Genomic DNA, 25,790 nt, shown 5'->3' on the forward strand with positions numbered 1-25,790 from the left:
AGCTGCACAGTCAGTCGCTCACACAGTAAGCTCTCATAGACCCTTTAGTGAGTGATTCAGGTGAGCTGGCACTGTCCATCACGAGTGGACTACAAATATCTCGCATCACGCCTAGGAACGCGTTGCGAATCTCACTTGTAGCGTCAAAGCCGATGGCGTCCGGTCCGCGAAATGCGAAAACTGGAAGACCGTTCAAACTCTGATGGGGATGACTAACCGCTGTCCGGGTCTCCCAGTTCATTGAGACTGCCCAATCGCGCTTGTTCCCCTGATAAGAAACCCCGCCGCGTTCCGTGCCGTCGGCCATCTCCGCCCACCATTCTCCTCCACTTTCAAACTGGAATCTCAGTTGGATGGTTTGTATGTATAACGGCCCTGGCTCTTCCGGGGGATCCCGTCTCTTCAATACAACGTAGCTTATCTCGCTTTGGTTTGTGTCTGAATTGTCGAAATTATTCAATATCTTGCCTGCTACTCCATTTTCATAAAGGTGGGAGTTGTTGATATATTTACTGATTTTGTCGCTGAACAATGTTTCGAGATCGTGGCGTGACTTTAATATTTCTAGCCTGGAGTCATCCTTGTCGAAGTACATCCCGGGCGCGAATTTTTGCTCGTAATGTGATGCTAAACGCGGTCCTTCGTCTCCAACCTCAAAACCAATTGATGAAAACAGAAATTTCTTAGTTCCGCTCCGGAAAGCTAAAACGACACATTGATCGGGGGCGGCAGTCTTCTCACCAAGCGCTGGAAAGACACACAGACCAATTGCGTCAGTTGCCTTTTTTGAGGGAAGAACTGCATGGGCAACTCTGTATTGCGTCTCGAAATCTGCCCCCGAAAACCCTAGCCCCCGATGTACCCACAGTCGTTCCGCCGAATGACCGGTTTGGCCTACCATCTGCTGAAGCCGATCGTAGTCCTCTTCGCCATGTTCAATATAAGGGACTTCGACAAAAGCAAACATGTTGCCGCGATGGGCCGGTGCTTTCGGAAAGCGAAAAATGCTCTGCGCAAGTTTGAATGGCCGAAAGTCTTTCGTAACGAAAGTCACCCAATCGGGCCTGCAGGGCAGATCCAGACCGTCACATGTCGCAGCTACAATGGGGGTGGCTGCCGGGGGTGGGAAATCGACAACATAGGCTTCCGGGGCACTGTGGACCTCAGATGCCATGAGAAGGCTGGCGGCAAGTGTCAACGTGCGGTACATGCGGCGGACTCCCCCAAGCCATACCGTTATTGTGCTTTCTTCGCATTCAAACCGGATAGCTCACCGCCTTCAGGAACGCGCGGGCGATGATCATGTGGCCGGTCAGTGTCGGGTGGACGCGATCGGTGGCTATGCCCATCGGGTGAATCTCGGTCATCACCTCGTCGAAGGCGGCCTGCGTGTTGGCGAAGACGGCGCCATGCTTTTCGGCCAGCTTTTTCACCACCGAACCGTAATCGTCGATCATCTTGCGCATGGGATCGGCGCGGTTGAACTCGACGAAGTAGGGTGCCATCAGCACCAGGCCCTTGAGGTGGGGCATGGTCCGGACGATCAGGCGCTCGAGCGTTGCCTCGTACTCGTCGATCAGCACGTGGTTCTCTGTTTGTAGACGGGCGTCGAACTGCCGCCAGACGTCGTTGACCCCGATCATGATCGACAGCCAGTCGGGCTTGAGGGCTTCGACGTCGGTCGACCAGCGCGCTTCGAGGTCGCGCACGGTGTTGGCGCTGACGCCCATGTTGACGACGCGGATGCGGTGGGCCGCGTGCGTCGCATTGAGGAAGGCGTTGACGAGACCGACGTAGCCGGTACCGAGGGAGTCGAACAACGCTTCGCCGACCGGACGAGCGCGGCTCCAGTCGGTGATCGAGTCGCCGATGAACAGCAACTTGCTGCTTTGATGGATCTTCACCTTTTCCTCCTTCATCTCCTCACCACACCCTGTTGAGCCAGGTCCTGATGCGATTTTCGTAGGCGTAAAACGAAATGAAGCCGATCACCACGGACAGAGCCATGCCGATCAACGCGTGCCCCGGCAGGCTGGCGAACAGGTACTTTTTGTATTGGTACATGGGCTGTTGCCAAAGATAGATAGAAAAGGAGGCGATACCGAGCAGCCTGAGGGGCGTCCAGGACAGCGCGGACCTCACCCATCGCGGGGCTTCGGCCAAGTGGTTCACGGTGAACGCGAGGAAGAAAGGGGCAACCGTCATGGTCAGCATCCACGGGAAGACGGAGCCGACGTAGAGCGCCGACCCTGCGGCGAAGGCGGCAACCGGCATCCACGGGCGGACGTAAGGTGCGGTCCGGTCCCTGAGAAGGGCATAGCCGGCCGAGAGCAACAGGTTGGTGGCGGCCACTTCGCTTCGTACCCAATATTCCTTGGGTGGGGCGATGGTGGGGAAGGCGTAGTAGCTCAGGTGAATCGCGATGGTGACAAAGCCAAAGGCGATCAATGCTCCACCTTCGCGGCCGCGCAGAAAAGGAACAAGGGTCAAGACCGACAGGAAAATATAGGAGTGCTCCTCCACGTTCAGCGACCACAGGTGGCCGATCGGATAGGGGCTTAGGAACATGTGAAAGTCGGTCGGCAGGTAGGACCGCAGAAATAGCGCGGTCGGTACGATTTCCGTCGCGGGTGCCGGCTTTCCGATCAGCGCGGCGATGCCGAAGACGACCAGAAGGAAAAGCAGAAAAGCCGGCATGATGCGCGATATGCGGCGCTTGTAGAAGGTGGCGAGTGGTACGCGCCGCTGGAACAGGATGCGGCTCATCAAGAGGCCTGACAGGCAGAAGAAGACGTCGACGCCCATTCGGCCGCTGTGCCAGCCCTGCACGGCGAAGAAGTGCCCCTGCAAGACCAGAAAGATCGCCAGTCCTCGCCAGCCGTCCAGATAGTCGATGCGCCGCAACTCGCTGCCGCCGTGCCGCGCCGAAGAGGACGCCATTTTTTCGATGGTCATGATTGGGCTCGAAACGAACCGTCGCGCAACTGGCGGCCGGACTGCGGCAGTCATTCCGGAAAATCGTGATAAAATAGTGACCGCTAGAGGTCGAAGACCCAAATACGACAAAGCGCCCGGCATCCCCTGGGGGATCGGGCGCTCACGTCGTACGTGGCAAGCCTGTTTGGGCTTATCAGAGGCCGAAGCCCTTCAGAAAACCGCGCTTCGGGGCGCGTGCCTTGCTGCCGAGGGTCTCTTCGTAGTTGGCGATCGCCTCGGCGATTTCGCGTTCGGCGGTGCTCTGGCTGTTGCGCTTCTTGTTGGCGCCCAGCATGGCGAACATCATGGCGTCCATCGTTGTTCTCCGTTCTCTTTTCTGTCTCTCTTCTTACAGCCTCAATATAAGTGACATGCCTGATGGGGACAAATCGTATCTTCTGAAGGGCTCCTTCAGTTTTCCTGCATCCAACGGGCGCGGCCATTTGATTCCGTCCCGCCTGCTTCCTACATGCGAAGACGACGAATTTTCCTTGAAGGATGCTGCCCTTGGTCGATTTCAGATCCTGGCTGCCGCGACGGTTTCGTGGCGATGTGCCCGTCGTGCCTCTCGTCCGTTTGTCCGGAGCCATAGGCATGCCCGCCGCGCTGGGACGAGGATCGCTTTCGCTTTCCGCCGTCGACGACACGCTCAAGAAGGCATTTTCCGTCAGCGGTGCCAAGGCTGTGGCGCTCGCCATCAACTCGCCGGGCGGCTCGCCCGTCCAGTCCCATCTCATTTTTCGCCGCATCCGGCAGCTTGCATCCGAAAAGAAGCTGCCGGTGATCGCCTATGTCGAGGATATCGCGGCATCGGGCGGCTACATGCTGGCCTGCGCTGCCGATGAGATCGTTGCAGATCGTTCGTCGATCCTCGGCTCGATCGGCGTGGTGTCGGCGACGTTCGGCCTCGACAAGGCCATTGCCCGCCTCGGCATCGATCGCCGCGTCTATACGGCCGGTACGCGCAAGGTGACGCTCGACCCCTTCCAGCCCGAGAATGGCGAGGATGTCGAGCATCTCAAGACGCTGCAACGCGACATCCACGCCTTCTTCATCGAGTTGGTGAAAGAGCGCCGAGGCGCTCGGTTGTCGGAGAGTGAGGATATGTTCTCCGGGCTTTTTTGGGCCGGCGAGCGATCGGTGTCGCTCGGCCTTGCCGATCGCATCGGTACAGCTCACGACGATCTTGCCTCCCGCTATGGCGACAAGGTCCATACCCCCCTGTTCGAGCCGGGTCGAAGTGGCTTCCTGCGGCGGCGTCTGTTCGGCGCCGCAAACAGCGAAGCCGTTGGTCTCGTCGATTTTGACAATGCTCTCGCGGCGATAGAGCGGCGCTATCTATTCTCGCGCTACGGTTTGTGAACCTTTCACAGGAATTTGCGCTTGCCAGGAAACAGAGACGGTGGTCTCATGGTTTCGTCAGCAAAGGAGACAGGCCCATGTCCCATTTGGTTGGATTTGCTCTCATCGGAGCCGGCGTCTATGTCGTCGTTCAGGTGCTGAAGCGCGAGATGACGCGTGTGGGCGAGATTCTCCACGAGGCCAACGCCAAGCCCGTCCGCGTCGAGATTCGCATGGAGCGCGACCCGGCAACGGGCGTCTACCGCGATCGCCGCTAGGCGTCATCGATCCGTTCAGGCGGTTGTTCCGCCCTAGTCCCAGAAGGCCGAGGCGCATTGCTTCGGCCTTTTTCGTATTGCGTCGCTATGGAGACAGGTTGCGGATGACGCCGCAGTCGCCGCGGGTGAGAACCTTTCTGCTGCCGTGCTCCGGCTTCCTTTCCGAACAGACGACCTTCCACGTCAGCCGTCCCGCCGAGTTTCTCTCGTGGATCGTTCGGCAGTAGCAAAGCTTGTCGCTCGCTTGCGGGCTGTCCATGGTCTCCTGCTTTCTGCGGTCTGGCTGTATCGGTTCGATGAACTGGTGGCGTTTTTCGGCTGCGAGCGTTGGCGAAGCGATGGCCAGTGCTGCAAGAACCATTGCGAGGTGGATTGGCGCGAAGGTCATCGTTTCTTCCTTTGGCGACGTTCGAACGCCGGTGACGGTTTGTATCTTGAACGTTGACGACCGCTTTTCCGGGCGCGAGTCCGCGCGGCTTTTTGCGGTTGACGGGGCGAGGGGGGGCACCTAATTTCGCCCCCGATCCCGCCCGGCTTCCGCCGAGGTTCCAGCCGCTTTCAGGTAGCTCCCGATGACCCAAACCGCCCAAGTCAACGATCCCCGCCGTTCCTTTCAGGGGCTGATCCTGACCCTGCAGCGCTTCTGGGCCGACAAGGGTTGCGTCATCCTGCAGCCATACGACATGGAAGTCGGCGCTGGCACCTTTCATCCGGCGACCACGCTGCGCTCTCTGGGCCCTAAGCCCTGGAAGGCCGCCTACGTTCAGCCGTCACGACGTCCCAAGGATGGACGCTACGGCGAGAATCCAAATCGCTTTCAGCATTACTACCAGTTCCAGGTGATCCTGAAGCCGTCGCCCGAAAACCTGCAGGAGCTCTATCTCGAGAGTCTTCAGGCCATCGGTATCGACCTCAAGCTGCACGACGTCCGTTTCGTCGAGGACGACTGGGAGAGCCCGACACTCGGTGCATGGGGGCTTGGCTGGGAGTGCTGGTGCGACGGCATGGAGGTCAGCCAGTTCACCTATTTCCAGCAGGTGGCGGGCATCGAATGCTCGCCGGTGTCGGGTGAGTTGACCTATGGCCTCGAGCGTCTCGCCATGTATCTGCAGGGCGTCGACAACGGCTACGAGCTCAACTTCAACGGTCAGGAAGGTGCGGACAAGGTCACTTATGGCGACGTCTTCCACCAGGCTGAGGAAGAGTACTCCCGCCATAACTTCGAATATGCCGACACCGACATGCTGATGCAGCACTTCAAGGACGCCGAGGCCGAGTGCAAGGCGTTGCTTGAGAAGGGCGCGGCGGACGCAGGCGAGCTCCACAAGTGCGTGTTGCCGGCTTACGACCAGTGCATCAAGGCCAGTCATCGCTTCAACCTTCTCGACGCTCGCGGCGTTATTTCGGTGCAGGAGCGGCAGAGCTACATCCTGCGCGTTCGTGAGCTGGCCAAAGCCTGTGGCGAGGCCTGGCTGAAGACCGCCGGCGGCGGCGCACGGGCGTGAGCTGGCGGATAACTGACCGATGACGCCCAAACTCGTCCTGTTCGATTGCGACGGTACGCTGGTGGACAGCCAGCAGATGATCGTGGCCACCATGACCGAGGCTTTCACCAAGCTGGGTCATGCGCCGCCCGACCGCGCTGGCGTGCTGTCCATTATCGGCCTCTCCCTGCCGGAGGCGGTCGGTCGGCTTGACCCCAGTCTGGATGTGGCCCGCGTCGCCCTCGTTGCCGAAGCCTATCGCGATACCTACCAGGCGATGCAGTTCCGTCTCGCCGAAACCGCGCCGCTTTATCCTGGCGCGCTCGATGCCTTGAGGACGTTGTCGGGCCGGGAAGACGTGCTGCTCGGCATCGTGACCGGCAAGTCCCGGCGCGGCCTTGATGCCATCCTGGAAACGCATGGACTCACGAACTTGTTCTCCGTCCTGCGCACCGCCGACGATGGTCCGTCGAAGCCGCATCCGTTCATGGTGGTTGATGCCATGTCGGCGCTCGGCGGGGATGCCTCCCAGACCGTCGTCGTGGGCGACACGGGCTACGACATGCTGATGGCCCGCGCGGCCGGTGCCTTCGCGCTCGGAGTTACCTGGGGCTATAACATCCGCGATGAGCTCTCGCAGGCCGGCGCGCAGGAACTCGCCGACGACTTTGCCGAGGTGCCTTCGCTGGCAATGGGGCTCCTCGGCGCGAAGGAGTAGATCCATGGCCGATCTCTTCGAAGAACTCGCCGCCTCCTTTGATCCGGTGCTGGCAACGGAGCGTGCGCGCGCCAACGTGCAGCGCGTGCTGCCAAAGCGCTTCTACAAGGTGGTTTCGGTCGAACCGGTGGGTGGGCTTCACAGAGTGCTGCTTGACGGCAAGCCGGTACGAACGCCGGCGCGTCATGAGCTTTCCGTGGCGTCGTTGCGCGCCGCCTGTGCCCTTGAAGCCGAGTGGTCAGGGCAGGGCGAGTTCGTCGACCCGATGACCATGCCGCTGACACGCCTCGTCAACTCGGCGATTGATGGCGTTTCGAGCGAAATCGAAGCGGTGAAGGATGCGATTGCCGCCTACGCCGGTTCCGATCTCACCTGCTATCGAGCCGGTGAACCGCCGCGTCTCGATGAGCGTCAGCGCCTCGCCTGGGAGCCGGTGCTCGACTGGGTCAACGGGCGTTTTGGTGTTCGACCGGTCGCGACCATCGGCGTGATGGCGATCGCCCAGCCGCCCAAGCTTGTTGCGGCCATTCGTTCCGCCCTGCCTGATGATCCCATCCGTCTCGCTGCCATTGAGCTGGTCACCACAGTGACCGGCTCTGTGTTTCTGGCCCTGGCGCTTTTGGAACGGCGTCTCCTACCCGACGATGTCTGGCTTGCCGCCCATATCGACGAGGACTGGAACGCCGAACTCTGGGGAGTCGACAGCGAGGCCAGGCAGCGCCGCGACTTCCGCCGTGCCGACTTCGACGCGGCTGCTCTGCTTCTTCTGGATTGACAGTCAGCGCTGAAAATCGTCTCGCTTCAGACGGTACAGCACATGCGGCCTCAAGGGATGGTCTTCTGCAAGCAACGGATGCAGGAAGTCGTCAGTCGGATTCCGCGTCATCCCAAGGCTCTTCATCACCGCTTGCGATGGAAGATTGGGAACAGCCGTGAAGGCGACGATCTCGTCGAGGCCAAGAACATCGAAGCCATGGGCCAGGGCGGCCCGCGCGGCTTCGCTGGCATATCCGTGGCGCCAGAACGCCTTGGCAAGCCGCCAGCCGACCTCGACAGCAGGCGCGAAGGGATAGGCAGGGTTCAGCACCTTCTGAATGCCGACCATGCCAATGAACGCGTCGTCCTCGCGTCGCCGCACCGCTGAGAAACCGTAGCCGTGGTCCGCCCACATGCCGCGCAGGCGGTCGACAAGCGCGTTGCTTTCCTCTTCCGTCATCGTTTTCGGGAAGTAGCGCATCACGTCCGGGTCGGCGTTGAGGGCGGCAAAGGGCGCAAGGTCTCGCTCCGTCCAGGGAGCCAGCAAGAGGCGTGATGAGGCGAGGATCATGGTCGGCTCCTTTTCCAGACGGCAAGGGCTTGTGATAGGTTGTCGGCTTTCCAAAATAAACGCCATAGAAAGGTGGAAAGGCCGGCAACCTTCGTGTACAACGCCGCGGACTCGGGCCGCATGTGCGGTCGGTGTGCCCTTTGGCGCGTCCCCGGCCGGGATGCCCGACAAGAGTTTTGGGGTTACATGCAAACCGTTCTTCTCGTCATCCACCTGATGGTGGTCGCAGCCCTCGTGGGCGTCGTGCTCCTGCAGCGTTCCGAAGGCGGCGCGCTCGGCATTGGTGGCGGCGGCGGCTTCATGACCAGCCGCGGTACCGCCAACGTGCTGACCCGAACCACCGCCATCCTTGCGGCAGTGTTCTTTCTGACGTCGCTCGCGCTGTCGATTCTGCCGCGCTTCACCGGGTCGCAGGAATCTATCCTCGACCGCGTGCAAACGGCTCCTTCCGCGCCGGCCGCCGATCAGCCGATCGGCAGCGGCAAGGGTGGCGTTCTCGACCAGCTCAACCAGATCAGCAAGCCGGCCGCCCAGCCGGGCAATACCCCGGTTGCGCCCGTCGTGGATGTCCCCGCGGCTCCCGCTGCCGAGGCGCCAGCAGCTCCTGTGACCGAAGCTCCCGCCGCAGAGGCCCCAGTTGCTCCCGCGACCGAAGCTCCGGCGGCTCCCGCAGTGGAAACTCCGGCCGCTCCGGCAACTGATTCGGCTCCAGCCACCCCCGGGACAACGCCCTGAGGCGCCCCGAACGGCAGAAAACGGACAAACACGGTCGCGGAATTCCGCGGCCGTTTTCATGAGATGAAACAGCAACTTGAAACGTAAGTCGGCCGGAGGGAAACGCTCCTTCCGGAGCGGCCTTTTCGTTTTGTTTTGGATAAACCAGTCGGACCACTCCCCAAACGGTCCGCGAAGAGATAGGTTGAAGGCCCATGGCGCGGTACATTTTCATTACTGGCGGCGTGGTTTCGTCCTTGGGCAAGGGGCTCGCAGCTGCGGCTCTGGCGTCTCTCCTGCAGGCGCGTGGCTACAAGGTTCGTCTCCGTAAGCTCGATCCCTATCTGAACGTCGATCCGGGGACGATGTCTCCGTATCAGCATGGCGAAGTTTTCGTGACCGACGACGGCGCGGAGACCGACCTCGATCTTGGCCACTATGAGCGCTTCACGGGGCGCCCGGCCAACAAGCAGGACAACATCACCACCGGTCGCATCTATCAGGAGATCATCGCCCGCGAGCGACATGGCGATTATCTCGGTGGCACGGTGCAGGTGATTCCGCATGTCACCGACGCCATCAAGGCGTTCATCCTCGACGGCAACGAGAACTATGACTTCGTGCTGTGCGAGATCGGTGGAACGGTCGGCGATATCGAGGCAATGCCGTTCTTGGAGGCGATCCGTCAGCTCGGCAACGAGCTGCCGCGCCGGCACTGCGTCTATATCCATTTGACGCTGATGCCCTACATTCCCTCGGCGGGCGAACTCAAGACCAAGCCGACCCAGCACTCGGTCAAGGAGCTGCGCTCCATTGGCATCCAGCCGGACATCCTGCTCGTCCGTTGTGACCGACCCATTCCCGAAGGCGAGCGCAAGAAGCTGTCGTTGTTCTGCAACGTCCGCCAGTCGGCGGTCATTCCGGGGCTCGATGTCGGCACGATCTACGAAGTGCCGCTCGCCTACCACAAGGAAGGTTTCGACGACGAGGTGCTGGCGGCCTTCGGCATCGAGGCGGCGCCGGCCCCCAAGCTTGAGCGCTGGGAAGGTATCGTCAACCGCATCAAGAACCCCGAGGGCGAGGTGAACATCGCCGTCGTCGGCAAGTACACGGTGCTGAAGGATGCCTACAAGTCGCTGATCGAGGCGCTGGTGCATGGCGGCATCGCCAACAATGTGCGCGTCAGGATCGAGTGGATCGAGAGCGAGGTGTTCGAGAAGGAGGATCCAACCCCCTATCTCGACCATGTGCACGGCATTCTGGTGCCGGGCGGCTTCGGCGAGCGTGGGTCCGAGGGAAAGATCCTTGCGGCCCGCTTTGCGCGCCAGCACAACGTGCCGTATTTCGGCATTTGCTTTGGCATGCAGATGGCTGTGATCGAAGCGGCGCGGGCGCTCGCCGGCGTGAGCGGAGCGTCTTCGTCGGAGTTTGGGCCCACCGACGAGCCGGTGGTCGGCCTGATGACCGAGTGGCTGAAGGGCAACGCTCTCGAGAAGCGCAGGGCCGGTGGCGACATGGGCGGCACCCTGCGTCTTGGCTCCTACGAAGCGCATCTCGCCAAGGGGTCCAAGATAGCCGAGATCTATGGCTCGGAGATCATCCACGAGCGGCATCGCCACCGCTACGAGGTCAACATCGACTATCGCGACCGGCTCGAGGCCTGTGGCCTGTCGTTTGCCGGCATGTCTCCGGATGGCGTGTTGCCGGAGACGGTGGAGATTCCCGGCCACCCCTGGTTCATCGGCGTTCAGTACCACCCCGAGCTGAAGAGCCGGCCATTCGAGCCGCATCCGCTGTTTGCAAGCTTCATCGAAGCTGCGGTGGAGCAGAGCCGGTTGGTGTGAGACCGATGAACAGGTCCTAGACGTGCTGAGGCGGCCGGATTCTTGTCCGACCGCCTCTTTCTTTGGGCGAGGGTGGGAGCTGTGGGGTGTGTTGACCGCACCCGCCTCGCGCCCCGGGGGCGTCGCTTACATCACCAAGATTTGAATCGATTTTTCAGTTTGACTTTGCCGGAGCCAGACGAGACGGACTATGGTTCGAACGCAGTGGCTTTAGTCATCTCTTGCCCCGGAGATGCGCTTCGCCGGGGCGGGGGCGAGGATAAAGGTGCTTCATGACCTGCTCTCGTTTCGTCCGCCTTGTAGGCGTGGTGATGACCATGCTGATGATGGCGACCCTGCCGGCTAGGGCTTCGGAGCTGCTTGAGGCGATTGATGCCGACGACGTTGTTCTTCTTCAGTCACTGAGCCGGACCGCACAGACGAAAGCCGAGAGAGAGCTTGCGGCAGCGACCGTGCTCAGCCTCTACCACCATGACGCAGAGGCCGAAGCGGCCTTCCGCGCTCTTGGTGTCTCGTCGGCGGAGAATGGACTCAAGGCGGCGGCCGAGGGTGGCCTTGCCGGGCTTTTTGTGCGCCAGAGCCGTTTTGCCGAAGCCGAGGCTGCGCTCAAGGCGATGCGGGAACTCAGGGAAGAGCCACTCAGTGAAAACGAACAGCGTACACTGGTTTTCGTCGCGGCCTTGCGCGACATGCCGTCAATGCGGCGCGAACGTCATGCTCCGGGCACTCTGGCGATCACGCGTGACAGGGCAGGCATGACGGTTGTGACGATGCTGATCAACGGTCGGGAGCAGGCCTGCGTTCTCGATACAGGCGCCGTTTTCTCTGTGGTTCCGCAATCAACGGCGGATCGCCTGGGGCTCTCGGCAGTTGCCTCAACGGCGCGAACCGGCAGCAGCACGGGGGCCTCAGTCGAAACGCGTCTTGCCGTTGCCGACCGGATCGAGTTTGGCGACACGGTTTTGCGCGACGCCGTGTTCATGGTGGTGCCAGATGAGAGCCTTCGCTTTCCCGATGGCTACCGCATTGACGCCATCATCGGCCTGCCGGTGATGCGGGCGCTCGATCGTCTGGAGTTCGTGCGCGCAGAGGACGAGGAGCACCTGGACTACGGTGAGCGACCGGGGGCGGATGTCACGCCAAACCTGATAATGTCCGGTGCACAGCCGAAACTGCTGCTCGATGTCGATGGCGGTGACAGACCGCTTCGGCTCATGCTCGACAGCGGCGCCTCGAAAACCATGCTGTATGAGAGCGCACTTGACCGCAACCCCGGACTGGCCGCGCGGGCGGTGGCCAAGCCAACGACCTCCGGGGGGGTTGGTGGCGTCGTTACCGATCACACAGCGAGAGCGCTCGACAGGCTTGTCGTCCATGTCGGCGACCGTGCCCTGACGATCCACGACGTCAGGATCACCAACCTGGTCAAGGGCCCGATGGACGGACTGCTTGGGCAGGATCTGCTGTCGCAAGGCCGTCGCGTCGTGCTCGATTTCCAACGAATGCTGTTTGCCATCGAGGATTGACGGCCTCGCGCCGGCCGCCGTGAGGCGCGCCGGCTTTTCCGTTGGGGCTACAGAGCCGCGAGGGCCTTGATCCTCTCCATGCCGCCAACCTTGGGTGCCAGGGTCGTCCAGACGCCTTCGGCGCCCTTTGCCCAATCCTCGCGATTTTCCGGCGCGATCACCCGCCCGCCAGCGGCCAGGGCTGCTTCCATCGAGGTGATCTCGTCGGCCTGCATCAACTCGTCGAAATAGGTCGCGCCCTCGGAGATCGCCGACGCAAACACCGCTTTCTCGTCGTCGGCGAGGCTGTTCCAGAAGCCAGCCGACAGGTAGACCGCGCCAGTCGCCCAGATATGGGCTGTCTCTATGAGGTAGGGCACCACCTCATAGAGGCGGAAGCCGGCGTAGGCGGACTTGGTGAGGTCCATCATGTCGACGACGCCGGTTTTCAGGGCGTTGTAGGTTTCCGTGATCGGGATCGGCGTCGGCTGTGCGCCATAGGCCTTCCAGAGTTCGACGTGCAGCGGGCTTTGGATGACGCGGATGCGTTTTCCGGACACGCCTTCCGGCGTGGTCACCGCCTCCTTGGCGAGCAGGTGACGGGCGCCATAGTTGATGAAGCCCAGGGTGACAAAGCCCTGGTCGGTCAGCTTTGCCTTGAACTCCTCGCCGACCGGCCCCCTGGTGGCGCGGCGGACATGATCTCGGTCGCGAAAGACGAAGGGTAGATCGAAGAGCTGTGTTTCCGGCACCCAGGTCGACAGCGCCGACAGGGTGGACAGGCTGGCTTGGATGGACCCGAGGCGGACGCCCTCGGCGACTTCTTTTTCGCCGCCCAGAGCCGCATTGCCGACGATGCGGAAATCGAAGCGGCCCGGGAGCTTTGCTTCCACGAGATCCCGCACCTTGAGCCAGATCTTGGTTTCGGGTTTATCGTCGCCAAGCAGCGAGGCAACCGTGAGCGCCCTTGGTGCGGCTTTTGCCGGTCGAATGATGGCGGGGAGGGCAAGGGCGGTAAGGCCGGCGGCAAAGGCGCGACGCGTGAGAACGGGCAAGGGTTTTCTCCAAAGTTGAGATCAAGGGAGCGCCCAGAGGGCGACGACGATCGCCATCGCCGAGGTGGCGGCGATGAGGGTGAGGGTGAGCGGAAACACGGCGCGGAACACGCGGCTGGCGGAAAGGCCGGTAGTGCCAGCGGCAACGAAGACCAGCACGCCGACGGGCGGCGTGACGCCGCCGATCATCAGGTTGACGGTGAGAATGACGCCGAAGGCCACCGGGTCGATGCCGGCGGCCACGGCGGATGGCAACAGGAGCGGCGCAAACAGAAGGATACCGGGGCCGACGTCGAGCGGACCACCGACGGCGATCAGGATCACGTTGGCGATGAACATGACGGCAAGCGGATTGCCGCCGAAGCTGGTCACCCGGCCTGCCAGGGCCTGCGGAAGACCATCGATGGCCAGCAGAAACACCAGCGGCGCCGACGAGGCGACCAGCAGGCCGATGGCGGCGGTCTCGCGGCCGGCCTGCAAGAAGGCCGCGAGAGCGACGCCACGGCCGGCCGACCCGGTCAGCGCGGCTGCTAGAGCATAGACCGAGGCAATGGCCGCCGCTTCCGTTGGGGTGGCGAGCCCCAGGCGGATGCCAAAGAAGACAACGAGCGCCAGGCCGAACACCGGTGCCGCCGCACCGAACGCGATGAAGCGCTCACGCCGGTTGGCGGAGGGACGGGCCGGTGAATCCGCCGAAATGTGCAGCATCACCGCCATGGCCGCCGCGAGGATGAGGCCGGCAACAAGTCCTCCCTCGAACAGGGCGCCGACCGACAGGTTCGTGACCGAGGCCAGCAGCAGAAAGGCGATCGAAGGCGGGACGATGTTCGGCAATACGGCGGTCGCGGCAACGATGGCTGCCGCCTTTTCGGGCCTGACGCCGTCGGCGATCAGCGCCGGGGTCAGCACCTTGCCGCCGAAGGCCGCGTCGGCGATCGACGAACCGGAGACGCCGGAGAAGATGAGGTTGGTGACGAGCGTTGCCTGTGCCATGCCGCCGCGCCTGTGTCCGACCAGTGTCGAGGCAAACCGCACGAGACGGTGGGCCAGACCACCAACATTCATCAGCATCCCCGCAAGGAGAAAGAACGGGATGGCGAGCAGCAGGAACTTGCCCATCCCCGACACGGTCTGCTGCACGATGGCGGCTTCCGGCAGACGGGCGCCGAAGGGTACGGAAACGGCAAGTCCGACGATCAGCGAATGAACGAAGGGCGCGCCGGCCAAAAGGGCGATACACACGACGACGCAGGCGACAAGGCTGGGCAAGTCGGTTGCCACCAGTACCGGAAGGTGCGGCAGGCCGGCGAGGATTGTGCCGCCGGCGATGACGGCAAGGACGAACAGCCGCGTCCGTCCCTTGGACAGGCAGCCAAGGACCACTTGCCCAGCCGCCAGCGCCCCGCCGATCACCACCGGCCAGAAGCGCCAGCTCTCGGGAATGCCGAGTGTGGGGGATGTGCCGCCGATCAGCGCGGCCACCTTGGCAGCGCCGAACATCAAGACCAGCGCACCGGCTAGCGTGATGGCATCGGAGATGGCGTCAGCGAACACGCGTCCACGGCGACCGAGGTGCCGGGTCACCACGTCGATGCGCATGGCCAGCGGCCCGTTGGCGCAGAGCGGCAGGCCGAGGAACACCAAAACGGTATGCAGGAGGATTCCGAGGTCCTCTGTGGCGACGAAACTGGTCGCGAAGATGTAGCGCAACAGTGTGGCGCCGAAGACCAGAACGAGCAGCGCCGCGAGCACGGATGCCAGCACGCCGGCTAGCGCCCGGTCGATGCCCGTGTAAAGCCGCGTGACGATGCTCGTCATCGCCTCGGCACCGCGCCGCCGAGCGGAGAGAACCAGGTCGGTTTCAGGATGCGGCTTTTCATCGTCTGGACGTAGGGCGCCGCCTTGGCGCGGAAGGCCTGCCAGGCGGGATCGCTTTCCATGCTGGCGCGGCGTCGCTCGCGGTCAGCGAGGTCGTCGTACTGCCAGATGTGGACGACGTCGTTGACCGTGCCGACATCCTGGGTGAACCAGCCGATCAGCGTGCCGAGATGGCCGGTCTGGATCGCCATGCCCTCGCGGACATAGAGGTCGAGATAGGTGCCGACATGTGCCGGCGCGATGGTGTAGGTGCGTTCGTCGAGAATCATGGTCGTTCGGCCGTCGTTGGAATTGCGGGCGGCGGAACGCGTCAGGCGACTGTCTGCATGGCTCTATCCCTCCGCCGGCATGACCCGGATCAGGTTCGTCGGGTTGGAAAACTCCTCTCAGCCCCGGAAGGGGCACCCCGTGAGATATGTCGAGCTTAGCCGGATGGCTGCGAAGGCGCCATAGGCAAACACCTCTATCCGCGAGGGAGAGCCATGCGCCGAGCGAACAGGCGGCGATGGCAAACGGCTTGTGGGGGCGATGACCGTCCACTAGGGTCGGCGGGTTTACTGGTATCGATATTGACGATGAAACCGACCAATCCGATCTTCACCGGCCTTCCCACCACCATCTTCGAGGTGATGTCGGGTCTCGCTCGCGAGACGGGCGCCATCAACCTCGGCCAGGGCTTCCCCGATATCGATGGTCCTGAGGATGTACGCCGCGTCGCGGCCGAGGCTTTTCTTGCCGGACCCAACCAGTACCCGCCAATGATGGGGCTTCCAGCCTTGAGGCAGGCAGTCGCGGCAATCAACAAGCGCTTCTACGGTCTCGACGTCGATTGGCAGACCGAGGTGATGGTGACGTCCGGCGCCACCGAGGCGCTCGCCGATGCGATTCTCGGTCTCGTTCGTCCCGGAGACGAGGTGGTGCTGATCGAGCCGCTCTACGACAGCTACCTGCCGATCGTTCGGCAGGCTGGCGGTGTTGCCAAGCCGGTGCGCATCGCCCCGCCGAACTGGGAGCTCGACCCGCAAGCGCTTGCCGCCGCCTTCTCGGATCGCACCAAGGCAATCCTGATCAACACGCCGATGAACCCGGCAGGCAAGGTGTTCTCGCGGGACGAGCTGGAGCTGATCGCCGGTCTCTGCCAGAAGCATGACGCGGTGGTGATCGCCGACGAGGTCTACGAGCATCTGGTGTTCGATGGCAAACGGCATATCTCGCCGATACAGATTCCCGGCATGCGCGATCGCGTCGTTCGCATCGGTTCGGCCGGCAAGACCTTCTCGTTGACCGGCTGGAAGGTGGGCTATGTGACCGCCGCTCCGGCGCTGATGGAGCCGATTGCAAAGGCACACCAGTTCGTCACCTTCACGACGCCGCCTGCGCTTCAAACGGCAGTCGCGCATGGATTGTCGTTTGGAGACGACTACTTCGAGGGCTTCGTATACGGCTTGCAAGCCAAGCGAGACCGTCTCTCGAAGGGGCTCTCGATGCTGGGATTTTCCGTGTTGCCGTCGGCCGGCACGTTTTTCGTCGTGACCGATACCGGACCGCTCGGTATGGACGATGATGCCGAGGCGTGCCTCAGGATGACGCGCGAGGCTGGGGTTGCCGCGGTGCCGGTTTCCGCCTTCTATGCCTCGGAGCCGCCAAAGCGGTATATCCGATTCTGCTTTTCCAAACGCGACGAGGTGCTGGACGAGGCCATTGCCCGTCTCGCCGCTTGGATCGACAAACAAGGACGATAGTTTCGATGGAAAATCCGGTTCTGGTCGAGGTAACGCGCGGTTCCATCATTGAGAGCTTTCACAGGGGATCGGTGGCGATCGTCGATGGCGACGGCCGACTGGTTTTCGGTGTTGGCGACATTGAACGACCGAGCTTCCCGCGCTCGGCCGTGAAGCCGTTTCAAGCGCTGCCATTCCTCGAGAGCGGGGCTGCCGACCGCTTCGGCTTCGGCGACGCGGAGCTGGCTCTTTCCATGGCGTCCCACAACGCCGAGGCCCGGCACGTGGAAACGGCCCGGGCAATGCTCGCCGCTGCCGGTCTCGACGAGACCTGTCTCGCCTGCGGTCCGCACTGGCCGGGACGGCATGACGATCAGGGCGAGTTGCATCGGCGTGGGGAAAAGCCAGGGCGCATCCATAACAACTGTTCTGGCAAGCACACGGGATTTCTCTGTACTTGTGTGGTCGCCGGTACCGATCCCAAGGGGTATGAACAAGCGGATCATCCGGTGATGCGAGAGGTGATCGCGGCCGGGGCGTCAATGACGGGCACACCGCACGCCACGGATATCTGCGGTACCGATGGCTGCTCGATCCCCACTTTCGCCGTGGCGCCGCGTGCCCTTGCTCATGGGTTTGCCCGGTTCGTGACGGGTGTCGGCCTGACGGCGACACGCGCGCGCGCGGCCGAGCGACTGAGGCTCGCCGCCGCCGCCGAACCCTTCATGATCGCTGGCACGGGCCGCTTCTGCACCCGGGCGATGACGGCCCTTGGCGACCGAGTGTTGGTGAAAACCGGGGCCGAGGGCGTGTTCATCGGGGCGATCAAGGAGCTCGGCCTTGGTATTGCGCTGAAGATCGACGACGGTGCCACTCGGGCCTCCGAAGCTGTAATGGCCCGCGTTCTGATTGATCTTCTGAAACTCACCCCCGATGATCAGGGGTATGCCGAGATGAAGGCCCTCGCCAATCCTGCGGTCAAGACCTGGGCGGGCGACACGGCCGGCGAAGTCCGCGTCACCGCGGCGCTTGACGGCGTGACCGGCTGAGAGGCAGCATCAAGGCAAAGGGAGGACGGGAATGGGTGAGGTCGTCAAGCTCGACAAGAAGGCGCGCGAAGCGCGCAAGAAGGCCGAGGCTGCCCGAGCGGCTGGCGATGGCGCGTCTGGCACTCGTTCATCGGGCGGAGGGCGACCGATCGCCGCCATTGCCGGCGGCTTGATCCTGGTGCTGATGATCGTCGTCACCTTCTTTCTGTAATCCAACTCAGACGGCCTGTGGCAGCGGTTCCGCCGGTTCGCGCTTGCGATCGATGGTGAGGCAAAGAGCCGCTGCGACCAGACAGAAAGCGCCAGCCACGACGAGCGCCGGTACATAGCTTTCAAGATCGGTTCGGCTCCAGCCGGCGCCGTAGGCGGCGGTAGCCGCGCCCAGCTGGTGGCCGGCGAAAACCCAGCCGAAAATCAGCCCCGCCTTCTCGGCACCGAAACGCTCGGCCGAGATCTTCACGGTCGGCGGCACCGTCGCTACCCAGTCGAGACCATAAAAGACGGCAAAACCGGCAAGCAGGAGCGGGTCGAAGCCGGTCAGCGGCAGATAGAGCAGCGACAGCCCGCGCAGGCCGTAATACCAGAACAGAAGCCAGCGATTGTCGTAGCGGTCGGACAGCCAGCCGGACAGCAACGTGCCGGCGAAATCGAACAGACCGACGAAGGCCAGGAACCCCGCCGCGCTGACCGGGCGGATGCCGTAGTCGCCGCAGATCGAAACCCAGTGCGTCTGGATGAGGCCGTTGGTCGACAGGCCGCAGACGAAGAAAGTCACGAACAGCACCCAGAAAACATAGGAGCGGGAAGCCTCGCGCAGGCCAAGGAGGGGCGCGGATACGAGCGTCATCAGGCCGGCTGTGCGGGGCGGGGCGGCTTGGTACGTACCGCCCAGCGGTGCCAGACCGACATCGGCCGGCCGATCGCGCATCAAGACCAGGACGCCGACCAGCGCGATGGCGAGAAGGGCGACAACCACGCCCAGAGCGACTCGCCATCCCCAAGCCTCGGTGGCAGCGGCGATCACCGGCAGGAAGATAAGCTGCCCGGTGGCGTTGGAGGCGGTGAGCAGTCCGACCACCAGACCGCGCCGGCTGACGAACCAGCGGGTGGCCACCGTGGCGCCGAGCACCTGTGCCGTCATGCCGGTGCCGAAGCCGATGACGAGGCCCCAGAACAGCATCAGTTGCCAGAGTTCGGTCATGGTGACCGAGAAGCCGAAGCCGGCAATGATGAGGAACAGGGCCGTGACGACGACCCGGCGAACGCCGAATCGGTTCATCAGCGCCGCCGAGAAAGGCCCCATCAGGCCGAACAGGATCAGGCGGACGGCGAAGGCTGTCGAAATATCGGAGTTCTTCCAGCCGAACTCGGCTTCGAGCGGCCGTAGCATGACGCCGGGGGCGCCAAGCGCGCCGGCCGTCGCCAGCATGGTGACGAACGTGACGGCCGCCACCACCCAGCCGTAATGGATGTTACGACGGGAAAAGAATGCCGGAACGGCGGATGTCGTCATTGGCGAGCTTTCGCTGAAAAGAGAACCGAGAGACCTAGAGAGCGCCGGAAATGGCGGTAATCGCCTTGATCTGGTCGGGGCCGAGCATGGACTCAATTTCGGTCTGGGCGGTTTGCCACAGTGGTGCGGCGGCGGCGAGACGGTGTCGGCCCAACTCGGTCAATCTCAGCATGCAGCGCCGACCGTCGCCACAGCTGGTTTCCTCGACGAGGTCATGCTTTTCAAGAACCTGCGCATTGCGGCCAATGGTCGACCGGTCGAGATCGCAGGCAGCCGCGAGCTCGGAGATCGACAGTTCGCCGGCGCGGTCGATTTTCTTCAGGAGCTTGTACTGGGCGAGCGTCAGTCCGACCTCGGCAAGGTAACGGTCGTAAACGGCGGTCGTTTTGCGGGCCGCGGTCCTAAGGAGATCGCAATAGCAAAGTGAATCCATGAAACGGGTATATACCCCTAAAACCTTTCAGGCAAGCGTTGGAACGCCAGCCGGAGAGCAAGGGCAGGGCGTGTCCCTTCGATGGAATTGGCTTCGGCACCACGAACGCCAAGCTCAACGGCTGCGACATGCACGGCCGAGCTGCGTCGGGAAAATGGCTGTCTCCTATGGTTGCTGCCAGGGGCAACTATAGGCGAAAGGACCTATTGACGGCCAATGTAACCGGTTACATCATGCTTTCGGGCGGTGAGGGCCCATGGGATCGCTTCGCGTCGCGGCGGATGCCGCGCGGTGAGGATCCCAAGAGGAAACGACAGCAACGACATGGCCGATGGACTGGAGGGTCGGTTCGCGGCGCGTCAGGGAGGCGACAATGAAATCAGTTCTGTTGGCGGCGGGCATCGCCGTGGCCGCGGTTAGTGCGGCATCGGCGGCCGATACGTTCACCATCGGCCTGTCGAATGGCTGGGTCGGCAGCGAGTGGCGCACCCAGATGATCGAGGAGGCGCAGGCCGCCGCCAAGGCGTGGGCCGACAAGGGCGTCACCGTCAATGTCGTCGTGCAGTCGGCCAATGTCGACGTACAGGGTCAGATCGGCAACGTCCGCAACTTCATCAATCAGGGCGTTGACGCCATCATCATCAATCCGAACAGCCCGACGGCGTTCGACCCGATCTTCGCCCAGGCCAAGGCCAAGGGTATTCTGGTGGTTGCGACCGACGCCGAGGTGTCGTCGAAGGATGCCATCTACGTCGGCATCGACCAGAAGGGCTGGGCGATGAAGTCGGCCGAGTGGCTGGCCGACACGCTCGGCGGCAAGGGCAATATCGTCACCATCAACGGCGTTGCCGGTCATCCGGCCAACCAGATGCGCGTCGAGGGCTACACCGAAGTCTTCAAGAAGTTCCCCGACATCAAGATCCTCAACGAGGCCAACGCCAACTGGGATCAGGCGCAGGGCCAGCAGACCGCGCAGACGCTTCTCGCCACCTATCCCGACATCAACGGCATCTGGGTGCAGGATGGCATGGCGGCCGGTACATGGCGCGCCATCATGGCGGCCGGCAAGCAGAAGTCGATCGTTGCCACCGGCGAGATCCGCAAGGACTTCATGGATCTCTGGTCGAAGGAAAACCTGACGTCGGGTGCTTCGGTCAATCCTCCGGGCGTGATGGCCTCCGCGCTCAATGTCGCGGTCCTGAAGCTGCAGGGCAAGGAGTTCAAGGACGGTATCTTCGGCGGCGTCTATGGCAATGCCATCTACATCCCGATTCCGTTCGTCTCCAATGACAACCTCGCCGAGAAGCTGAAGGAAGCCGAGGGCAAGCCGGGCTACTGGTCGGTGACCGACGTCGTGTCGATCGACGACGCGGCCAAGTTCTTCAAGTAACCTCAGAGCGGGCCGGTCCTTCTTCCTTCCGGACCGGCCCGTCCTTTTCACGTTGTCCAGCGCGCGCGGTTTTGCGTGCGATGGATGTCTGTTGCCGATCCGAATCCGGATGCGCCCGATGCAACCAGTCCTCCGTGCCAGAGACATATCCAAGTGCTTCGGCGCCGTGCATGCGCTCGACAAGGCCCGCCTGACGGTGGAGCACGGCGAGATTCATGCGCTGCTCGGCGCCAACGGATGCGGCAAGTCGACGCTCTGCAAGATTATCGCCGGCACCGTCGGCCTCGACACCGGCGAGGTGCTGATCGACGGGAAGGCGGCGGCGCTCGGTTCGCCGCGTCTCGCCGAAGAGCAGGGTGTGGCATTGTTCTACCAGGAGCTTTCGCTCGTGCCGCAGCTGTCGGTCGGGGAGAATGTCTTCCTCGGTCGCGAACCGCGCGATCGCTTTGGCTTTACGGACCGTTCCGCCATCCAGCGCGAGACCGAAGCACTGATTGCTCGTGTCGCAGCGGTTGCCGGAAAGGGCTTCACGCCGGATGTTCGCGTTTCGGATCTTTCTCCGGATCAGCGCCAACTGGCCGAGATCCTGAAGGTGCTGGCGCGCAAGCCGAAAGTCATCATCTTCGATGAGGCGACGGCGACGCTCGACCGTCGGCAGGTGGAGGTGTTCTTCGAGATCCTGCGCCAACTCAAGGCCGAAGGCGTCTCGTCCATTTTTATCTCGCACCGCATGGACGAGGTGTTCGCCATTGCCGACCGGATCACCGTGATGCGCAACGGCCAGACGGTGGCCGAGTTTGCCGCCGCCGAGACCGACCGCTACGCCGTGGTCTATGCCATGGTCGGCGAAACCGGCGCCATCGCCGCGTCCGTCCGCGACCACAAGCCACTCGAAGGTGATGCTCGCCTCTCTGTGACGGACGTTCGTGCCTCTCGCCTGGGGCCGGTGTCCTTCACGGCTCGACGAGGGGAAATTCTGGGTCTCGGAGGTCTGCAAGGGCAGGGGCAAAAAGCCCTGCTCGCCGGTCTGTTCGGTGCCGCTCCATTCCTGAGCGGTTCGGTGAGCCTTGACGGTGTCGATGTCACGGTTCGCCGACCGGCCGACGCCATGGCCCATCGCATCGCCTACGTTTCGGGAGATCGGGGGCGTGACAGCGCATTGCCCGGCCGCTCGATCTTCGAGAACACCGCCATAGCAAGTCTGGTGCGCGAGCGACGGCATGTCGTGCCGGGCGCTGTATTCCGCGAACGCTTTGCCGAGGTACTGGCCGGGCTCAACACCCGCTACGCCGGTCTCGACGCGCCGATCGGCTCGCTCTCGGGTGGCAATCAACAGAAAGTTTTCATCTCGCGCTGGCTGTCACCGGCGCCCGGGCTCCTGTTGCTGGACGATCCGACCAAGGGGATCGATCTCGGTGCCAAGGGCGATTTCTATCTCCTGGCGCGCAAGCTTGCCGACGAAGGGGCGACCGTGATCATCTACTCCTCCGAGGACAGCGAGCTGCTTTCCCTTTGCGATCGGGTTCTTGTGTTGAACGGTGGCGCCATCACCGCCGATCTTACGGGCGACAGGCTGACGCCCTTCGATCTGACACGCGCATCCTACGGAGACGCGGCATGATCGGGCTTGCAAAACTCGGTGGCCGCACCTGGGTCGTGACAGCGGCAGCGCTCACCGTTCTCCTCGTTGTCAATGCACTGCTCCAGCCCAACTTCCTGGAGCCCTCGGTCATCCAGTCGAACCTCACCACGTTCCTGCCGCTGGTTCTGGTGGCGATCGGCCAGACCTACGTCATTCTCGGCGGCGATATCGATCTGTCGGTCGGCGCCATCGTTGCGCTGGTCAATGTCGTGACCGTGTCGGTGATCGCCGCTCTCGGTGGTGATGGCATGGCCGTCGTCATCGGTCTTGCCGCCGGCATGGGCGTTGGCGCGGGCTGCGGTCTCGTCAATGGCCTGATCATTGCGGGCCTTCGCTTCCAGCCGATCGTGACCACTTTTGCGACGTCGATTGTCTTCTCCGGTCTTGCCCTCTGGGTGCTGCCGCAGGCAGGGCTGCCTGTCCCAGAGCCCTACTGGCGCACCTATGCGGGAACGATTGCCGGCGTGCCGACGGTCTACGCGATCTATCTGCTGGCTTTCCTGATCGCCGCCTTCCTGGCCGCGCGGCCGTTCATGACGCGCCTCAAGGCTGTGGGCGGCCTCAGAGCCGCCGCCTTCCAGACCGGCCTCGACCTCGGGCGGCTACGGGTCTTGGCTTTCATGTTGTCGGGTCTGTTCGGCGCCTTCGCCAGTCTCTGCCTTACGGGCGAGACAGCGAGCGGCGACCCTCTGATGGGGCAGACGCTCGCCATGTCGGCGATCTCGGCCGTGGTGCTGGGAGGAACGGCTCTTGCCGGCGGTGTCGGCGGCGCTCTTGGTTCGGTGCTCGGTGCCTGGGTGATCGGCATGATCGGTTCGGTCATCTTTTTTGCCGGGTTGCCGTTCGAGTATCAGACCCTGGTCCAGGGCCTCATCATTCTCGCCGCGCTTGCCGGCGGCGTCCTCGTCACCCGGCGCTGAGGAGGGAGAGTCATGAACCGCTTCGTCGACCTTGCGAAGAACCCGCTGCTGATCTCCTCGGTCGCCATCCTCGCCCTGCTGATCATCGGCGAGCTGGTCTCGCCGGGCTTTGCGCGCGGCGACCAGGTCGTCCGCCTTCTGACCGTTTCCGCCATCCTCGGCATCGCCGCGGCCGGGCAGAACCTCGTCATTCTCGGTGGGCGCGAGGGCATCGATCTTTCCATTGGGGCCGTCATCTCGCTCGGTGCGGTGATCGCCGGCAACGTGATGAACGGGTCCGATGCGGCCATCCCCTTGGCTTTCGCAGCCGCCTGTTTTGCCGGCTTCTTGATCGGGGTCGTCAACGGGCTCGGCGTTACCTATCTGCGCATTCCTCCCCTCGTCATGACGCTGGGCATGATGGGTGTCATCCAGGGGGGGCTCGTCGTGTTGTCGCGCGGCGTGCCTTCCGGCAATGCCGCTCCGGCCTTGCTGGCCTTCGTCAGCCGTTCGGCATTTCTCGGCGTCCCCGGCATTCTGTTCGTCTGGGCGGCAATCATCGTGTTGATGGCGTTTGTGCTGAAGCGGACGCGTTTCGGCTGGTCGATCTACGCCATCGGGTCCAATGAGAATGCCGCCATTCTGACCGGCCTGCCGGCTCGCCGCATTCGCGTACTCCTCTACGGCCTTGCCGGTCTCTTCGGAGGTTTCACCGGCGTCTGCGTCATCGGCTACACCGGCAACTCGTTCATCAGCGTTGGCGACCAGTACGTGCTGCCGTCGGTTATCGCCGTGGTGATCGGCGGGACCTCGCTCGCAGGCGGCGCCGGCTCGTACACCGGTACGGCTCTCGGCGCCATTGCGCTCATCCTGCTGCAAAGTGTGCTCACCACGCTCAATCTGGAGTTCTGGGGACGGCAGGTGATCTTCGGGGGAACGCTGCTGCTGCTCATGCTGCTTTACGGGCGGCAGGCGCGGCTGAGGGTCTGATCGCCATGTCGGGATCCGCCAATATTCGTGATGTCGCGGCCATGGCCGGGGTTTCGGTGGCGACTGTGTCGCGCACGCTGAAGAACCCGGATCTTGTGCGGCCGGAGACGCGAGAGACCGTGCTCCGCTGTGTCGCGACGCTCGGTTTCGTGCCGAACGCTCAGGCGCGCCACTTTCGTCGCCAGGCGACCGATACGGTGATCCTTCTGGTGCGCGACATCTCCAACCCCTTCTACCTCGATGTGTTCAAGGGGGTAGAGGATGTGGCCTCGTCGGCCGGCTACAAGGTGCTGATGGGAGACGCACGCTCCGACCCGGCCCGCGTGCACCATTACATCGACATGGTTCGAGAACGGCATGCCGACGGGCTCATTCTGATGACCGGCTCGATGCCGGTGGAGCTGGAGGATGCCGGTCTGCCGCCTATGGTGGTGGCCCTCGAGTATCTGCCGACCCGCAAGTTGCCGACCGTTCTGATCGACAACGAAGGCGCAGCGGCATTGGCGACGCGGCACCTTCTCGATCTTGGCCACACCGCCATCGCCCATCTCAGTGGTCCGGTGCCGGAGGTGATGAGCGTGGCCCGTGTTGCAGGCTGGCGCAAGACGTTGTCCGAGGCCGGCTTCCCGCCCGACGAGAGGCTCTCGGTGCGAGGCGACTACAGCCTCGCCTCTGGCGAGGCGGCCGTCGACGAACTCTACGACCGTGGCGTTTCCTTTTCGGCCATCTTCGCCTCCAACGACGAAATGGCCGTGGGCGCCATCAATCGACTGAGGGAGCGAGGTGCGTCGGTTCCCGGTGATGTTTCGGTGGTCGGCTTCGACGACACGATTTTCGCTGTCGCATGCAACCCGCCGCTGACCACCGTTCGGCAGCCGCAGCGTGAGATCGGCGTCGAGGTCATGCGCCTGATGATCGAGCGATTGGCGGGCCGCCTCGCACCGGATGCCAAAGTGGTCATGCCGACCGAGCTCGTCGTTCGGTCTTCGACCGCTCCCGCCAAACCGAGCGGCCAAATGGCCGCCGGATAATG

General features: G+C 62.9%; 27 protein-coding genes and 1 riboswitch. Of the genes, 16 read left to right on the forward strand and 11 right to left on the reverse strand.

Annotation, left to right across the window (positions count from 1 at the left end; genetic code table 11):
- Nucleotides 1-10: 10 nt before the first annotated feature.
- The 4 genes from M4J40_RS21960 to M4J40_RS21975 all read right to left on the reverse strand — a co-directional run bounded on the left by M4J40_RS21960 (nt 11) and on the right by M4J40_RS21975 (nt 3,292).
- Nucleotides 11-1,210, reverse strand: coding sequence for a hypothetical protein (locus tag M4J40_RS21960; protein ID WP_251756540.1), 1,200 nt, complete (start codon nt 1,208-1,210; stop codon nt 11-13).
- 46 nt (nt 1,211-1,256) lie between these two features.
- Entirely contained in the window at nt 1,257-1,904 is a 648-nt protein-coding gene (locus tag M4J40_RS21965; RefSeq protein WP_251756541.1) for a GDSL-type esterase/lipase family protein, read from the reverse strand.
- Nucleotides 1,905-1,923: 19 nt separating this feature from the next.
- Complete coding sequence (locus M4J40_RS21970) at nt 1,924-2,955, reverse strand: acyltransferase (protein ID WP_251756542.1); 1,032 nt, start codon at nt 2,953-2,955, stop codon at nt 1,924-1,926.
- Nucleotides 2,956-3,130: 175 nt separating this feature from the next.
- Entirely contained in the window at nt 3,131-3,292 is a 162-nt protein-coding gene (locus M4J40_RS21975) for a hypothetical protein (protein ID WP_251756543.1), read from the reverse strand.
- A 182-nt stretch (nt 3,293-3,474) separates the two neighbouring features.
- On the opposite strand from M4J40_RS21975, the gene M4J40_RS21980 reads away from it, so the two are divergent.
- The gene (locus M4J40_RS21980) at nt 3,475-4,338 is read left to right on the forward strand and encodes a S49 family peptidase (protein WP_251756544.1); all 864 of its coding nucleotides are present in this window, start codon (nt 3,475-3,477) and stop codon (nt 4,336-4,338) included.
- Between the two features lie 77 nt (nt 4,339-4,415).
- The gene (locus tag M4J40_RS21985) at nt 4,416-4,595 is read left to right on the forward strand and encodes a hypothetical protein (RefSeq protein WP_251756545.1); all 180 of its coding nucleotides are present in this window, start codon (nt 4,416-4,418) and stop codon (nt 4,593-4,595) included.
- An 85-nt stretch (nt 4,596-4,680) separates the two neighbouring features.
- Here M4J40_RS21985 and M4J40_RS21990 read toward each other — a convergent pair whose 3' ends face one another.
- The gene (locus tag M4J40_RS21990) at nt 4,681-4,983 is read right to left on the reverse strand and encodes a hypothetical protein (RefSeq protein ID WP_251756546.1); all 303 of its coding nucleotides are present in this window, start codon (nt 4,981-4,983) and stop codon (nt 4,681-4,683) included.
- A 184-nt stretch (nt 4,984-5,167) separates the two neighbouring features.
- Between M4J40_RS21990 and M4J40_RS21995 the strand changes: the two genes are divergently transcribed.
- The 3 genes from M4J40_RS21995 to M4J40_RS22005 are packed head-to-tail and all read left to right on the forward strand — an operon-like array spanning nt 5,168 to nt 7,572.
- On the forward strand, nt 5,168-6,100 hold the full coding sequence (locus M4J40_RS21995) for a glycine--tRNA ligase subunit alpha (protein ID WP_251756547.1): 933 nt from the start codon (nt 5,168-5,170) through the stop codon (nt 6,098-6,100).
- Between the two features lie 19 nt (nt 6,101-6,119).
- Nucleotides 6,120-6,797: an HAD-IA family hydrolase gene (locus tag M4J40_RS22000; RefSeq protein WP_251756548.1), complete on the forward strand. Its 678-nt coding sequence runs from the start codon at nt 6,120-6,122 to the stop codon at nt 6,795-6,797.
- A gap of 4 nt (nt 6,798-6,801) precedes the next feature.
- Entirely contained in the window at nt 6,802-7,572 is a 771-nt protein-coding gene (locus M4J40_RS22005) for an ATP12 family chaperone protein (RefSeq protein WP_251756549.1), read from the forward strand.
- Nucleotides 7,573-7,575: 3 nt separating this feature from the next.
- On the opposite strand, the gene M4J40_RS22010 is transcribed toward M4J40_RS22005, so the two are convergent.
- On the reverse strand, nt 7,576-8,337 hold the full coding sequence (locus tag M4J40_RS22010; protein WP_311134182.1) for a GNAT family N-acetyltransferase: 762 nt from the start codon (nt 8,335-8,337) through the stop codon (nt 7,576-7,578).
- Between M4J40_RS22010 and secG the strand changes: the two genes are divergently transcribed.
- The 3 genes from secG (at nt 8,311) to M4J40_RS22025 (ending at nt 12,208) form a co-directional block, all read left to right on the forward strand.
- A complete protein-coding gene (gene secG / locus M4J40_RS22015) occupies nt 8,311-8,859 on the forward strand; it encodes a preprotein translocase subunit SecG (RefSeq protein ID WP_251756550.1) in 549 nt (182 codons plus the stop codon). The two genes, M4J40_RS22010 and secG, sit on opposite strands and share 27 nt — an antisense overlap.
- Before the next feature lie 194 nt (nt 8,860-9,053).
- Nucleotides 9,054-10,682 (forward strand): CTP synthase, encoded by a 1,629-nt coding sequence (locus tag M4J40_RS22020; RefSeq protein ID WP_251756551.1) that lies wholly within the window; start codon nt 9,054-9,056, stop codon nt 10,680-10,682.
- 272 nt (nt 10,683-10,954) lie between these two features.
- Entirely contained in the window at nt 10,955-12,208 is a 1,254-nt protein-coding gene (locus M4J40_RS22025) for a pepsin/retropepsin-like aspartic protease family protein (RefSeq protein WP_251756552.1), read from the forward strand.
- 47 nt (nt 12,209-12,255) lie between these two features.
- Here M4J40_RS22025 and M4J40_RS22030 read toward each other — a convergent pair whose 3' ends face one another.
- The 3 genes from M4J40_RS22030 to M4J40_RS22040 are packed head-to-tail and all read right to left on the reverse strand — an operon-like array spanning nt 12,256 to nt 15,389.
- Nucleotides 12,256-13,242, reverse strand: a complete 987-nt coding sequence (locus M4J40_RS22030) for a TRAP transporter substrate-binding protein (protein WP_257235328.1) — start codon at nt 13,240-13,242, stop codon at nt 12,256-12,258.
- A 21-nt stretch (nt 13,243-13,263) separates the two neighbouring features.
- Nucleotides 13,264-15,060 (reverse strand): TRAP transporter large permease subunit, encoded by a 1,797-nt coding sequence (locus tag M4J40_RS22035; RefSeq protein WP_251756553.1) that lies wholly within the window; start codon nt 15,058-15,060, stop codon nt 13,264-13,266.
- Nucleotides 15,057-15,389 carry an NIPSNAP family protein gene (locus M4J40_RS22040; RefSeq protein WP_251756554.1) on the reverse strand — a complete coding sequence of 111 codons (333 nt, stop codon included), beginning with the start codon at nt 15,387-15,389 and terminating at the stop codon, nt 15,057-15,059. The genes M4J40_RS22035 and M4J40_RS22040 overlap by 4 nt, the downstream gene beginning before the upstream one ends.
- Before the next feature lie 48 nt (nt 15,390-15,437).
- A riboswitch (TPP riboswitch) is annotated at nt 15,438-15,539 on the reverse strand.
- A gap of 156 nt (nt 15,540-15,695) precedes the next feature.
- Between M4J40_RS22040 and M4J40_RS22045 the strand changes: the two genes are divergently transcribed.
- From M4J40_RS22045 to M4J40_RS22055, 3 genes are read left to right on the forward strand one after another with little or no spacing between them, the layout of a single operon-like run.
- On the forward strand, nt 15,696-16,862 hold the full coding sequence (locus tag M4J40_RS22045) for an aminotransferase (protein ID WP_251756555.1): 1,167 nt from the start codon (nt 15,696-15,698) through the stop codon (nt 16,860-16,862).
- Nucleotides 16,863-16,867: 5 nt separating this feature from the next.
- The gene (locus M4J40_RS22050; protein WP_251756556.1) at nt 16,868-17,890 is read left to right on the forward strand and encodes an asparaginase; all 1,023 of its coding nucleotides are present in this window, start codon (nt 16,868-16,870) and stop codon (nt 17,888-17,890) included.
- A 31-nt stretch (nt 17,891-17,921) separates the two neighbouring features.
- Nucleotides 17,922-18,101 carry a hypothetical protein gene (locus M4J40_RS22055; protein ID WP_251756557.1) on the forward strand — a complete coding sequence of 60 codons (180 nt, stop codon included), beginning with the start codon at nt 17,922-17,924 and terminating at the stop codon, nt 18,099-18,101.
- 6 nt (nt 18,102-18,107) lie between these two features.
- On the opposite strand, the gene M4J40_RS22060 is transcribed toward M4J40_RS22055, so the two are convergent.
- Together M4J40_RS22060 and M4J40_RS22065 are read right to left on the reverse strand one after the other, a co-directional pair.
- Nucleotides 18,108-19,403 carry an MFS transporter gene (locus tag M4J40_RS22060; protein ID WP_251756558.1) on the reverse strand — a complete coding sequence of 432 codons (1,296 nt, stop codon included), beginning with the start codon at nt 19,401-19,403 and terminating at the stop codon, nt 18,108-18,110.
- 34 nt (nt 19,404-19,437) lie between these two features.
- Nucleotides 19,438-19,836: a MarR family winged helix-turn-helix transcriptional regulator gene (locus M4J40_RS22065; RefSeq protein ID WP_251756559.1), complete on the reverse strand. Its 399-nt coding sequence runs from the start codon at nt 19,834-19,836 to the stop codon at nt 19,438-19,440.
- Nucleotides 19,837-20,209: 373 nt separating this feature from the next.
- Here M4J40_RS22065 and M4J40_RS22070 point away from each other — a divergent pair, with 373 nt between their 5' ends.
- From M4J40_RS22070 to M4J40_RS22090, 5 genes are all read left to right on the forward strand, one after another.
- Nucleotides 20,210-21,226 carry a substrate-binding domain-containing protein gene (locus M4J40_RS22070; RefSeq protein ID WP_251756560.1) on the forward strand — a complete coding sequence of 339 codons (1,017 nt, stop codon included), beginning with the start codon at nt 20,210-20,212 and terminating at the stop codon, nt 21,224-21,226.
- 118 nt (nt 21,227-21,344) lie between these two features.
- Nucleotides 21,345-22,847, forward strand: coding sequence for a sugar ABC transporter ATP-binding protein (locus M4J40_RS22075; protein ID WP_251756561.1), 1,503 nt, complete (start codon nt 21,345-21,347; stop codon nt 22,845-22,847).
- Nucleotides 22,844-23,788 carry an ABC transporter permease gene (locus M4J40_RS22080; RefSeq protein ID WP_251756562.1) on the forward strand — a complete coding sequence of 315 codons (945 nt, stop codon included), beginning with the start codon at nt 22,844-22,846 and terminating at the stop codon, nt 23,786-23,788. Before M4J40_RS22075 ends, M4J40_RS22080 begins: the two co-directional genes overlap by 4 nt.
- A 12-nt stretch (nt 23,789-23,800) precedes the next feature.
- The gene (locus M4J40_RS22085; protein WP_251756563.1) at nt 23,801-24,757 is read left to right on the forward strand and encodes an ABC transporter permease; all 957 of its coding nucleotides are present in this window, start codon (nt 23,801-23,803) and stop codon (nt 24,755-24,757) included.
- Between the two features lie 5 nt (nt 24,758-24,762).
- Entirely contained in the window at nt 24,763-25,788 is a 1,026-nt protein-coding gene (locus M4J40_RS22090; RefSeq protein ID WP_251756564.1) for a LacI family DNA-binding transcriptional regulator, read from the forward strand.
- The last annotated feature ends 2 nt before the right edge of the window (nt 25,789-25,790 follow it).

The organism is Pleomorphomonas sp. JP5 (assembly GCF_023721815.1).
In the GTDB taxonomy this organism is placed as follows: domain Bacteria; phylum Pseudomonadota; class Alphaproteobacteria; order Rhizobiales; family Pleomorphomonadaceae; genus Pleomorphomonas.